This is a genomic window from Thermovenabulum sp., from assembly GCF_049723235.1.
Classification (GTDB): domain Bacteria; phylum Bacillota; class Thermosediminibacteria; order Thermosediminibacterales; family Thermosediminibacteraceae; genus Thermovenabulum.
Map to the genome: position 1 here is coordinate 23,796 of NZ_JBNARB010000001.1, position 13,171 is coordinate 36,966.

The 13,171-nt window shown below is 42.6% G+C and carries 11 protein-coding genes and 1 riboswitch; all 11 genes read left to right on the top strand.

What is annotated here, in order from left to right; translation table 11 throughout:
* Positions 1-31: 31 nt before the first annotated feature.
* The 11 genes from iolN (at position 32) to ACPLOV_RS00180 (ending at position 13,171) form a co-directional block, all read left to right on the top strand.
* Complete coding sequence (gene iolN, locus ACPLOV_RS00130) at positions 32-994, top strand: 3-dehydro-scyllo-inosose hydrolase (protein WP_424908566.1); 963 nt, start codon at positions 32-34, stop codon at positions 992-994.
* A 66-nt stretch (positions 995-1,060) separates the two neighbouring features.
* On the top strand, positions 1,061-2,107 hold the full coding sequence (locus ACPLOV_RS00135) for a zinc-dependent alcohol dehydrogenase (RefSeq protein ID WP_424908565.1): 1,047 nt from the start codon (positions 1,061-1,063) through the stop codon (positions 2,105-2,107).
* Positions 2,108-2,172: 65 nt separating this feature from the next.
* Positions 2,173-2,976, top strand: a complete 804-nt coding sequence (locus ACPLOV_RS00140; RefSeq protein WP_424910244.1) for a sugar phosphate isomerase/epimerase family protein — start codon at positions 2,173-2,175, stop codon at positions 2,974-2,976.
* A 55-nt stretch (positions 2,977-3,031) separates the two neighbouring features.
* Entirely contained in the window at positions 3,032-5,122 is a 2,091-nt protein-coding gene (locus tag ACPLOV_RS00145) for a methyl-accepting chemotaxis protein (protein ID WP_424910245.1), read from the top strand.
* Between the two features lie 415 nt (positions 5,123-5,537).
* Complete coding sequence (ilvB, locus tag ACPLOV_RS00150; RefSeq protein WP_424910246.1) at positions 5,538-7,199, top strand: biosynthetic-type acetolactate synthase large subunit; 1,662 nt, start codon at positions 5,538-5,540, stop codon at positions 7,197-7,199.
* 4 nt (positions 7,200-7,203) lie between these two features.
* A complete protein-coding gene (gene ilvN, locus ACPLOV_RS00155) occupies positions 7,204-7,713 on the top strand; it encodes an acetolactate synthase small subunit (RefSeq protein ID WP_424910247.1) in 510 nt (169 codons plus the stop codon).
* A gap of 13 nt (positions 7,714-7,726) precedes the next feature.
* Complete coding sequence (locus ACPLOV_RS00160) at positions 7,727-9,271, top strand: 2-isopropylmalate synthase (RefSeq protein WP_424910248.1); 1,545 nt, start codon at positions 7,727-7,729, stop codon at positions 9,269-9,271.
* Between the two features lie 5 nt (positions 9,272-9,276).
* Entirely contained in the window at positions 9,277-10,551 is a 1,275-nt protein-coding gene (gene leuC / locus ACPLOV_RS00165; RefSeq protein ID WP_424909107.1) for a 3-isopropylmalate dehydratase large subunit, read from the top strand.
* A complete protein-coding gene (gene leuD, locus ACPLOV_RS00170) occupies positions 10,541-11,038 on the top strand; it encodes a 3-isopropylmalate dehydratase small subunit (RefSeq protein WP_424910249.1) in 498 nt (165 codons plus the stop codon). Before leuC ends, leuD begins: the two co-directional genes overlap by 11 nt.
* Complete coding sequence (gene leuB, locus ACPLOV_RS00175; RefSeq protein ID WP_424910250.1) at positions 11,031-12,110, top strand: 3-isopropylmalate dehydrogenase; 1,080 nt, start codon at positions 11,031-11,033, stop codon at positions 12,108-12,110. The genes leuD and leuB overlap by 8 nt, the downstream gene beginning before the upstream one ends.
* Before the next feature lie 104 nt (positions 12,111-12,214).
* Positions 12,215-12,318: riboswitch (TPP riboswitch) on the top strand.
* 73 nt (positions 12,319-12,391) lie between these two features.
* On the top strand, positions 12,392-13,171 hold the full coding sequence (locus ACPLOV_RS00180; protein WP_424910251.1) for a sulfide-dependent adenosine diphosphate thiazole synthase: 780 nt from the start codon (positions 12,392-12,394) through the stop codon (positions 13,169-13,171).

Below are 13,171 nucleotides of genomic sequence, written 5' to 3' on the forward strand. Positions count from 1 at the left end.
AAATAAAGAAAAATCAAAGGAGGAAGATTAAATGGGCGAATGGAAATTTCCAAATGAAGGATGCTTGGAAAAACCGAATAAAATGTACTATCACACGATGACAAAAAAGGATGTGGAAGAAAGATTAAAGGTCAACGACATAATAATTATTCCCGTTGGTTCCACCGAAAACCACGGGAATGCCGGCCCTATGGGAGAGGACACCTTCATAGTTACGAGGATAGCGGAAATGGTTGCAGCTAAAACCGGATGCACCATCGCTTCACCCCTCTGGTATGGTTCCCATCCTTTCCATCACATCGGCCAGCCGGGGACTGTACCTCTACCGGATGATGTGTTCTCAGCAATGATAAGGGCAATTATTTCCGGATACTGGAATACCGGATTCCGCAAGCAGATATTTATCAGCATGCACGGACAGGAGTACATCATACCGTCTGCTATTCAAGAATGGGGTAAAAAATATCAGGTGCCAGCTTTGATACTTTTTGTAGACCTGCCGAGGGTAATGGGGCAAACCTTAATGGATAAAGAGCACGGTGGGCCTTTTGAGACTCCCTTCCAGCATGCCGACGAGGCGGAAACCTCCATATCACTTGCTCTGTTCCCTGAGTTCTGTGATATGGAAAACGCCGAAGATACAACCATTAAAGGATATTTACCCGCCGGCCACGTAGACAGGGGAGGAGATATTTACGGGTATCCCATACCGGGACACTGCCAGGTAGGTAATGTGGGAATAGAGTGTATTACCGCTCCTGAAGGTGTACTCGGTAAAGCCACAAAGGCCGATCCTAATAAAGCTAAGGCGTGCATCGAAAGGGCCTGTGACTACTTATTGAAACTGCACAATGATATTTTATCGGTATTCCCGCCAGGAAAACTTCCTGATGCAAAACTGATATCTCAAAGGGATCCGGAAGAAATCGAAGCACTATTAAAAGGCCCCACAAAGGGTGGAAAACATATTTACACCATTGCATGGCCGTCATAAGAAAGTTTCAATAGAGAGTGCGGGTTAATCCCCACTCTCTAAAATAATGATTAAAGGGGTGAGAGTATGGAAAAGATGAAGGCTGTTGTTTTTTACGGGCCGAGAGATATGAGGTTCGAAGAAGTGGAAAGGCCTGAACCAAAAGAAGGGGAAGTGTGCATAAAAGTAAAATATGCATCCATTTGCGGATCGGATATTGAAGAGTATAAGATAGGCTCGGACCGGGCATTACCTCCTTTAATTTTCGGTCACGAATTTTCGGGCGAGATTGTCGAAGTTGGGCAGGGCGTATCAAAGGAAAGAATCGGCCAGAGGGTTAGCGTAAATCCCATACTTTACTGCGGGAAATGTTTCTACTGTAAAAAGGGATTAATAAATTTGTGCAACAACAGGAGAAGTGTAGGCAGGACGCTTGGAGTAGAGAAAAAAAGGTGTGATGGAGGCTTTGCCGAGTACGTTTGTGTTCCCGAATTTTCGGTGGTGCCGCTAAAAGAGGGAGTAACCTTCGAGGAAGGGGCACTCCTTGAGCCACTGGCAGTATGCTATTGTGCTGCAAAAGCCGTGAGTTTTGAAAAAGGGGAAAACGTCCTCGTAATCGGTTCAGGCCCTATTGGCTTAATGATAATTCAATTTTTAAAAATCTTCGGTTCCGGGAAAATTGTTGCAACGGATATTATGGATTTCAGGCTTGATGCGGCAAAAGCCTGCGGAGCCAATGAAGTGGTAAATGTTAAAAATGAATCCATAGAAAAAGCCCTTGAATACACCGGAGGCATAGGATATGACCGGGTAATAGTTACGGCGGGAGCTCCAGGGGTTATAAATGATTCCATTAAGCTTGTCAGGAATGGAGGAAGCATAATACTCGTATCGCTGATAAGGGAAGAAGTTAGTATAAACCCGGTGAGCATAGTAGGACGACAGCTAACCGTGTACGGCAGTTACATGTTTACCACCGAAATGAAAGATGTAATGGATTATTTGGCCGATAAAAGATTGGATGTGAAAAATATAATCACTTCTACCTACAACTTGTCCGAGACACCAAAAGTGTTTAAAGACCTTGCATCGGGGAACAGCAAGGATATTAAAGTGCTAATAAAGATAGATTAGTTTATTACCCTGGTTAATAATAAAAAAGTTAAAGGTAGAAAAAAGAGAAATGGAGGTTGATTGTCATGAAGATGAAGCTTTCCTGTTTCGGCTCTACAAAAGACATTGATGATATTGCAAAAGCCGGGTATGACTGCGCTGAACTGCAAATAAGAGAAATTGTGGAATTGAGCGATGACGAATATAAAATGGCTTTAAAAAGAGTCAAAGACTCGGGAATCACCTGCGAAGTCTTCGACAACCCCGTTCCTTTAAATATATCCATAACCTCGCCAGAATTTGATCTAAATTACTGGACGGAATATCTGAAAAAAGGTGCCGAAAGAACTGCAAAGATGGGCGCCCGTTATTACGTTTTCGGAAACGGCAGGTCCAGAAGCCTCCCCGCAGAAGGTGATGTAAAAGGAGCTTATGAGAAACTAATTACCTTTATCAATATTTTGTGCGATGTCACCGCAGAGTACAATATAACGGTGCTTTTAGAACCCCTGAGCACAAGTTTATCCAACTTTATCAATTCCATACCGGAAGCGGTAAAATTTATCGAGGAATTTGGAAGGTACAATTTGAAAACCATGTGCGATATGAGGTATCTTCTGCCAATGAACAGAGATGTAGAGGATATAGCCAACTACGAAAAATACATAAAGCATATTCACGTGGATAATCCTCTTTCCAATTTCCCCCAGAGGTTTATACCCACTTTAAACGATGGTTATGATTACGCCCCCTTTATCAATGTTTTGAAAAAGATATGCTATAAAGAAATTATTTCTATAGAGGCAAACACCTTTAACGATTTTAAAGAAGATATCAAAAAGGGAATAGAGTTCTTTAAACATTTTGGGATAGAAGCATATAGAAGTTAAGTCTGTAAAAAGCCTCAAGCCGCTGCATTTTGGTTTGAGGCTGAAATTTTAGGAGGTGGTAAATATTAAGTCAAAGAATATAATTATTAAAAATAAAAAAATCTTATCTAATTACAAAATACCCAAAATTAAATTGAAACAAAGCCTTGTTAATTCTATGACAGCGGTTTTTGGCAGCATAGTATTAATCGGATGTGTTGTTCTTTTTGTAATAAGTCAAAACTACGCTTCAAATGCGGTAAAAAATGAGGCCATAAATGCCATGGAGAAGGTGGCAGAGAAAACTGCGGAAAACATAGAAGATAACGTACAATCAAGATTGTACGTTATAGAAAGTATTTCCGATACCAGCGTGATTAAAGGAAAGTGGGAAAATAGAGAAGCATCGCTGGAAGAAAAGCTTCAGTATTTAAGGGATCAGCTCCGAAAATCGATAAAATTGGATTTTAAAAGGTTTGCTTTAATCGGCACAGACGGTAACGGATATTATCAGGACGGTACTCCTGTCGATGCGGAAGATGCAAATTATTATAAAGCGATTGCGCAAAAAGGGATGAGCGGCTTTGAATTAAGGGTTCAACAAAACAAAAACTCCTTCGATTACTTATTTTATTCTCCGGTAAGGCATTACCTTACCAATGAGCTTGCAGGCGCCGTAGTGGGCATTGTGGATGGCAATAAATTTAATCAGTTAATTTCATCAGCTACGTACAGCGAAGATGGGTATTCTTTCGCTATTGACGATAAAGGAAATATAATAGCTCACAAAGACCTGGACAGAATAATGAAAAAAGAAAATCTGATCAACAGCTCTTCTTTCTTAAAAAATCCAGTAAACAGGATGATTAAGGGTGAAAAAGGAATAGATGAGGTAAAAGAAAACGGCAGAGATTGGCTTATAGCCTTTGCGCCGGTAGGTAACACCCGATGGTCGGTGGGTGTGGTGGCTCCAAAAGAAGAAGTTTTAAAAGGCATTGGAAGGTTAAAAAGCGCTATGATCTCCTTTTCCGTGCTGATAATTATCCTCTCAGTTTTTATGACCTTTGCAATGGCAAAAACCACCATAACGCCGGTGCTTGCCGTTATTCAACAAATTGGAAGCATTTCTAAAGGTGATTTTACCGCAAGAATGGAAGAAAAATTTTTAAATAGAAGGGATGAAATAGGGGAACTTGCACTTTCTGTTAAAAGGCTTAAAGAAAACTTTCTACCTCTTATCGTTGGAATCAGGGAGGAAACGAAGGTCCTGTTTAATAGTTCTGTGAAATTAAATGATATCTCGGAAGAAATAGCCATTTCCTCCGAAGAAGTGGCCAAAACCGTAGAAAATGTAGCACAGGGTGCCAACGAGCAGACTATGAAAATTAAAGATATTAATGATTTGATTGAGGAAATTAAAGGGAGTATAAACGGTCTTTTTGATGAAATAGCCCGGGTAAAAAATTCCGGAGAAGAAAGTTTTTCTTATGCTCAGACTGGCAAGGAAAAGCTGGGGAATTTGGTAGGATCGATTGAAGAAATTTCCGGTAGTTTTAAACTGGTTTTAGAAAAATTAGAGCAGATGAAAACTTCGGTGAAACAGGTGGAAGAAGTTGTAGAAATTATAAAAGGGATTGCCGAACAGACCAATTTACTGGCTCTTAATGCTGCTATAGAAGCTGCGAGGGCAGGAGATAAAGGCTCGGGCTTTTCGGTAGTTGCTTCCGAAATAAGGAAGCTGTCGGAACAGACAAGGCTATCCCTGGAAAAAATAAGGAATCTTTTAAGGAATATGGTTTCGGATACAGAACAGGTAGTAAGGACATCCGAACTAATGGATGGAAAGCTAAAAAAACAGCAGGAAAGCACGGGAGATACCCTGAGTGCTTTTGAAAAAATATCGATGAGTATTAGCGAAATGAAAACCTTAATCGAAAAGGTATTCTCCGATATAGAGCAAATATCAAAGCTTAAAGATGTAATCGCAGAAAGAATTGAAGCCATAAGCAGGACGTCGGAAGAAGCCTCGGTGTCTGCCGAACAAATCTCGGCTTCCGTAGAGGAATTTGCTGCTTCTACTCAGGATATAACAAAGAATGCTCAGGAAATAGTGGATATAGCCAGGGCGCTGGAGGAAAAAACAAAAATTTTTATTTTACCCTCTTGACATATTAAAATTTTAAATGATAAAATACTTATCAAAATATTTTCAGGTTCTAATAAAAGCTTAATTATTAAAAGGTACAGATAATTTTATAAAACAAATAGGGTAAAAGTAATGAAGGAGAAAAAAGCGTTTTAATTCAGGCAAAAGAGAGCCGGGTCAGGTGAAAGCCGGTCCTGAGTTTGCGCTTTTCTCGCTCCCGAACTGCCCGGGTGAACAAAAGTAATCCGGTGCCGCAAAGGTGCGTTAAAGTTAGAAGTAGTAAGCTACTTCCTGAGGCCTTTACCGTGAGGTATGGGTAAAACAGGGTGGTACCACGGGGTAAACTCCCCCTCGTCCCTGAGACTTTATGTCTTGGGGTGAGGGGGTTTAATTTTTTATATACGACGATAATTATTTTTGAAGAGGTGGTGCCTTTATGAAAATTACTGCTGCAGAGGCTTTAATTAAGGCACTGGAAGCAGAAGGAGTGGATTTAATATTCGGTTATCCTGGGGGAGCAATACTTCCGGTTTACGATTCCCTTTATAATTCTAAAAAAATTAAACATGTTTTAACTCGCTCGGAACAGGCTGCTGCCCATGCAGCCAGCGGTTTTGCCAGGGTTTCCGGGAAGGTGGGAGTGTGCATCGCTACCTCGGGGCCCGGTGCGACAAACCTGGTAACGGGGATAGCAACTGCCTATATGGATTCCGTTCCGATAGTTGCCATAACCGGGCAGGTGCCTACCAGTGTAATCGGGCGGGATGTTTTTCAAGAGGTGGACATAACGGGGGCTACCGCACCGTTTACAAAGCACAATTATCTGGTTAAAAGGGCGGAAGATATACCCAGGATAGTAAGGGAGGCCTTTTATATTGCCTCCACCGGAAGGCCGGGCCCCGTTTTGATAGACCTTCCCAAGGATGTAGCGGAGACGCGGATAGAGTTTAAAATGCCCGGCAAAATTAACCTTCGCGGATATAAACCCAGGGTTCAGGGGCATCCCCTGCAGATAGAAAGGGCAGTAGAAGAAATAAAAAGAGCCCAGCGCCCAGTCATAATTGCGGGGGGTGGAGTAAACTCTGCTAAGGCTGAAAAGGAATTGATGGAATTGGTGGAAAAGACGGGTATACCGGTAGCTACCTCCCTTATGGGCATAGGTTGCTTTCCGCAAAATCATCCGCTATCTCTTGGAATGGCCGGTATGCACGGAAGTCCCCGGGCAAACATTGCCATAACTGAGGCCGACCTGATAATTGCAGCAGGAGTAAGGTTCAGCGACAGGATGACCGGTAAAGTTACCGGTTTTGCACCAAAGGCGAAAATCCTTCATATTGATATAGACCCTGCGGAAATCGGAAAAAACGTAAGGGTTGATATACCTATAGTAGGGGACCTGAGGATGGTGCTTTCGGAGATTTCGAAAAATAGCACAAAAAAGGAGCTTTATGAATGGTATGATTTTATAGAAAAAATCAGGAAAAAAGGGATTTACGAAAAAAAGGGTTTGCTTTGCCCTCAGGAGATAATAGATGAGATTTCTCAAAAGACTAAGGGAGAAGCAATTATTACTACGGAAGTGGGTTCCCATCAAATGTGGGTAGCACAGTTTTACGAATTTATTCACCCGCGCAGCTTTATAACTTCGGGAGGGCTTGGAACCATGGGTTATGGCCTTTCCGCAGCAATCGGAGCAAAATTTGCAAACCCGGGGAAAACCGTAATAAACTTTGCCGGGGATGGAAGCTTCCAGATGAATTTAGCGGAGATGGCGACAATTGTCGAAAATAACCTGGCAGTAAAAATGGTTCTTTTTAATAACGGCGGTTTGGGGCTTGTGAGACAGCTTCAGGAGTTTTACTGCGACGGAAGATACCATCAGGTTAATTTCAAATTTACACCGGACTTTGTCAAATTAGCTGAAAGCTACGGTATAAAGGCAGAGAGGATAGAAAGCCGAAAAGAGCTGCCGGGGGCGGTAGACCGGATGCTATCGGAAGAAGGCAGTTTTCTATTGGAATGTGTGGTGGATATAAAAGAAAATGTTTACCCGATGGTATTGAACGGTTCACCCATAAATAAGATGATTGGAGGGTGAAAAGGTGAAGACTATACTTTCAGTGCTGGTAGAAAATCATCCGGGAGTATTATCCAGGGTGGCGGGACTTTTCAGCAGGCGGGGATTTAATATAGACAGTTTGGCCGTCGGTACAACGGAAAACCCCGAAATTTCCCGCATGACCATAGTTGTTGAAGGCGATGAATATATAGTGGAACAGGTAAAAAAACAATTAAATAAATTGGTGGATGTCATCAAGGTAAGCAAGATTAGCTCTGATGATTCCGTCAGCAGGGAGCTTGTCCTGATTAAGGTAGATGCGGAACCCAAAAACAGGTCCGAAATAATACAGATTGCCGAAATATTCCGGGCAAATATAGTTGATGTCAGCAGAAGGTCAATGATTATAGAACTTACGGGAGATAAGGACAAAATAAACGCTTTTGAAGAACTGGTAAGGCCCTTCGGGATTAAGGAGCTGGTCAGGACCGGCCTTATTGCCATGAACAGGGGTCCTAAGACCATCAAAGTGGAAGAAGAAGAAAAAGATTGATGGAGGGATTTTTATGGTAAGGAAAGTGGAGATCTTTGATACAACGTTGAGGGATGGAGAGCAAACCCCGGGGGTGGCTTTAAACGTATACGAGAAATTGGAGATAGCCCGGCAGCTGGCAAAACTTAAAGTGGATGTTATAGAAGCGGGTTTTCCCATTGCATCCAACGGAGATTTTAATGCGGTTAAAACCATAGCGGAAAATGTCAAGGGGCCTGTTATAGCGGGACTTGCCAGGGCTAACTTTAAGGATATAGATAGAGCTGCGGAAGCGCTAAAAAATGCAGAAAGCCCCAGGATCCATACCTTTATAGCATCTTCTCCCATACACATGCAATATAAGCTTAAAATGAGCCCCGAGCAGGTGCTGGAGGCTGCAGTGGAAGCGGTGAAAAGGGCAAAATCTTATTTTGAAGATGTGGAATTTTCGGCAGAAGATGCCACCAGATCCGACGTGGAATTTTTATGCAAACTGTTTTCCCAGACAATTAAGGCCGGGGCAACGGTTATAAACATCCCGGATACGGTGGGTTATACAACACCTGAAGAATTTGCAAACCTTATACGGACGTTAAGGGAAAGGGTTCCCGAAATGGATAGGGTAAAAATCAGCGTACACTGCCATAATGACCTGGGGATGGCGGTTGCCAATTCCCTTGCTGCGGTTGTGAATGGGGCGACTCAGGTAGAGTGCACGATAAACGGCCTGGGGGAAAGGGCCGGAAATGCTGCCTTAGAAGAGCTGGTGATGGCCCTTGTGACAAGAAAGGACATTTATAAGGTGGATTTAAATATTGATACCAGGCAGATTTACAGGACCAGCAAGGTTGTAAGCACCCTGACGGGGATACACGTCCAGCCAAATAAAGCCATAGTCGGGGCCAATGCCTTTGCCCATGCATCCGGAATACACCAGCACGGAGTGCTTTCGGAAAAATCTACTTATGAAATAATGACACCGGAATCCATTGGGCTTACATCCAATAGAATAGTGCTTGGCAAACTTTCCGGGCGCCATGCCTTTGTCCAGAGGTTGAAAGAACTCGGATACGAGCTCTCGGAGGAGGAAACAAACAGGGCTTTTGAGAGATTCAAAGACCTGGCCGATAAGAAAAAGGAGATTACGGACAGCGATATCGAGGCAATTGTGGAAGAACAGGTGACAAAAATACCCCAGCTGATAGAGTTAGAGTATTTTCAAACCTCCAGCGGCAATCAAGCAATTGCTACTTCTACCGTAAGAGTAAAAATCCAGGGGAATACCGTGGAGGAGGCGGCTACTGGAAACGGGCCCGTAGATGCGACCTATAAAGCCTTAGAAAGGGCGTGTAATATAAATTGTAAATTAGTTGACTATTCGATAAAATCGGTCTCAGCGGGGAAGGACGCTATAGGAGAGGTTGTGGTAAGGATAGAGAAAGACGGAAAAATTTTCACCGGCAGGGGTTTGAGCACCGATATAATTGAGGCCAGCGCCAGGGCCTATACGGATGCCCTCAATAAAACCCTTTACAACAGCAATGGAAATAAACCGGCGGAAACTAATGAGGAGGAATAAAAAATATGGGGATGACAATAACGCAAAAAATACTGGCAGAACACGCGGGCAGGGATTTTGTGGAACCCGGGGAACTGATTATGGCAGACGTGGACCTGGTGCTTGCCAACGACATTACCGGGCCTGTGGCAATTAAGGAATTCGAAAGGGCTGGGGGTAAAGAGGTATTCGATAAGGAAAAAATTGCCCTAATACCTGATCATTTTACGCCTAACAAGGATATAAAATCTGCTGAGCTTTCCAAAGCTTTAAGGGATTTTGCCCGAAAGCATGATATTACTCATTATTACGAAGTGGGGAGAATGGGCATTGAGCATGCCCTTCTTCCCGAAAAAGGTCTCGTAGGTCCGGGAGATCTTGTAATAGGTGCCGATTCTCATACGTGCACCTATGGAGCTTTGGGCGCGTTTTCTACAGGAGTTGGAAGTACGGACATCGCTTTTGCCATGATGACGGGAAAATGCTGGTTTAAGGTGCCTGAAAGCATGAAGTTTATCTACAGGGGAAAACCCGCTCCCTTTGTCACCGGAAAGGATTTGATACTTTTTACAATTAAGGACATAGGGGTGGACGGAGCGCTTTACAGAGCCATGGAATTTTCGGGGGAAGCATTAAAATACCTTACCGTAGATGAAAGGCTCACCATTACAAATATGGCGATAGAAGCGGGAGCAAAAAACGGTATTATGGAACCCGATGAGGTCACATTGGATTACGTTAAAGCAAGGGCTCAGAAACCCTATAAAATATTTAAAAGCGATGATAATGCAGAATACTGTGATATAAGGGAATACGATGTATCAAAGTTGGAGCCACAGGTTGCCCTCCCACACCTTCCCGAAAATTCCGTCAATATTTCTGAGGTAGGAGATATTACTATAGATCAGGTGGTTATCGGCTCCTGCACCAACGGAAGGATTGAAGATATGAGGATGGCTGCAAAAGTTTTGAGGGGAAATCGGGTCCATCCTTATGTAAGGATGATAGTAATACCCGCAACGCAGGAGGTTTATCTACAAATGATAAAGGAGGGAATAATGGAGGTATTCGTAGAAGCAGGTGCGGCGGTCAGTACACCTACCTGCGGGCCGTGTCTTGGAGGGCATATGGGCATACTGGCAAAGGGTGAAAGGGCTGTTTCCACTACCAATAGAAACTTCGTTGGACGAATGGGACATCCCGAAAGCGAAATATACCTGACAAATCCGGCGGTGGCAGCAGCTTCTGCGGTAAAAGGGAAAATAGTGCATCCCATGGAGGTGATAAAAAATGATATATAAAGGAAGGGTGTGGGTTTTTCCGGATAATGTGGATACCGATGTGATTATCCCGGCAAGATTTTTAAATACTACGGACCCCAGGGAGCTTGCGGAGCATTGTATGGAAGATATATTCCCGGGTTTTTCTAAAAAAATTCAACCGGGAGATATAATAGTAGCCGGGAAAAATTTCGGGTGCGGGAGTTCGAGAGAACATGCCCCCATTGCTATTAAGGAAGCGGGTATTAGCTGTGTTATTGCAAAATCCTTTGCCAGGATTTTTTACAGGAATGCTATAAACATAGGCCTTCCCATATTGGAATCTTCGGAGGCGGTGGAAGGGATAAAAGCGGGGGAAGAGGTTATGGTGGATACCGATACCGGGGAAATAAAAAATATCACGAGCGGGGAAATATTCTACGCAAAACCCTTTCCCGGGTTTATAAATGATATAATTAAAGCCGGCGGACTACTGAACTTTGCAGGAGGAGGGCAAAAAAATGTATAATATAGCCCTCCTTCCCGGGGATGGTATTGGCCCGGAGGTTATAAACGAAGCTATAAAGGTTTTATATGCTGTCCAGGAAAGATTCGGCATTAAATTCAATTTCAAAGAAGGACTGGTAGGCGGAGCAGCTTTCGAGGCATTTGGAGTACCTCTTCCCGAGGAAACCCTTAATCTTGCGAAGGCTTCCGATGCGGTGCTTTTTGGGGCGGTGGGAGGCGCAAAGTGGGATAATTTGAAAAGAGAGCTCCGGCCGGAACAGGCAATCCTCAAATTGAGGAAGGAGCTAAATCTATTTGCCAACCTCAGGCCCGCTGTTTGTTATCGTTTTTTGGCGGATTCTTCTCCGCTGAAAAATAATATAATTAGTGGAAATCTGGATTTACTTATAGTGAGAGAATTAACCGGGGGGCTTTATTTCGGGACGCCTCGAGGGAGAGAAAATACAGGGCAAACGGTAAGGGCATTTGATACAATGGTTTATACAAGCGAAGAAGTAAAAAGGGTGGCCCGGGTTGCTTTTGAAGCAGCAAAAAGAAGGAGAAAAAAGGTAACTTCCGTAGATAAAGCCAATGTGCTTGAAACCTCAAAGTTGTGGAGAGAAGTTGTGGAAGAGGTAAGCAAAGAATATCCTGATGTGGAGCTTTCTCACATGTATGTGGATAACTGCGCCATGCAACTTGTATTAAATCCGGGACAGTTTGATGTTATTTTAACCGAGAACACTTTTGGGGATATCTTAAGTGATGAGGCATCGGTACTAACCGGTTCCATAGGTATGCTGCCATCGGCAAGCATAGGAGAAAAAGGGCCTTTTTTATACGAACCCTGCCACGGTTCGGCACCGGATATAGCGGGTAAAGGTATCGCAAACCCCATCGCCTGTATTTTGTCCGCGGCAATGATGCTGGAATACTCTTTTGATGAAAAGGAAGCGGCAAGGTGTATAAAAGATGCGGTAGAAAAAAGCTTAGAGCTGGGCTACAGGACTTACGACATTAAAGAAGGTGCAGGGAAGGTGTTAACAACCTCCGAAATGGGAGATGTTATTAAAAAGATTATTCTGGAGCTTTAAAAGGGAAAGAAGAATTTTTTAATATATTTTTTATAGTGGATTTTTACGAAAAAATAAGGTATAATTTTCGAAAAGCTGTAATAAAAATTTAATAAAATTTATAGGATACGTGCTGGGGGAGCCGAAAGGCTGAGAGGAAGCTTTAATGCTTCGACCCCTCGAACCTGACCGGGATAATGCCCGCGTAGGGAAGCACAGAGCTGAAAATTTGTGCCTACCTATTCGGGTAGGCACTTTTATTTTAAAAAGTAAAAAAATTTAAAGAAAAGGAGATGGCTTTTATGATGAAAAATATTACAAATCCTGTTTCAGATGAAAAAATTAGCAGATTGATTCTCAAAAGTTATTTTGAAGACCTCTACGATGCCGTTTCATCGGATGTAATTATTGCAGGTGCTGGGCCATCAGGTCTTTATTGTGCTATTCTACTTGCCCAAAAGGGATTCAAGGTAACAGTTTTGGATAAAAAACTTTCGCCCGGTGGAGGAATATGGGGAGGAGCAATGAGCTTTAACAGGGTGATTTTGCAAAAGGATGTGGAAGGAATTTTAAAAGAGTTAGAAATACCGTATAAGGAAGAGGAAAATGCGTTAATAGTATCTTCAATAAGTTTTGCCAGCAGTCTAATTGCAAAAACAACTTCCTTCAATAATATTAAAATCTTTAATTTAATTTCAGTAGTAGATTTATATTATATTGACGAAAAAATTTCAGGAGTTGTAGTTAATAATTCAGCAATAGAACTTCAAAAACTTCACGTTGATCCCATGGTGCTTGTTTCAAGGGCCGTTTTGGATGCCACAGGGCATGAGGCAGTACTGGTAAATCTTTATAATAAAAGAACTAAAGTCGATTTGGTGAACGAATTTTTTATGAATGCAGAAAAGGGAGAAGAGGATGTAATTAATAATACGAAAATGATAGCCCCGGGTCTTTTTGTTTCGGGAATGGCTGCAAATAATGTTTACGGCGGATACAGGATGGGGCCAATTTTCGGAGGAATGCTTTTATCGGGTAAGAAAGCGGCAAAATTGATTTCGGATTATTTAAATGCACACTAA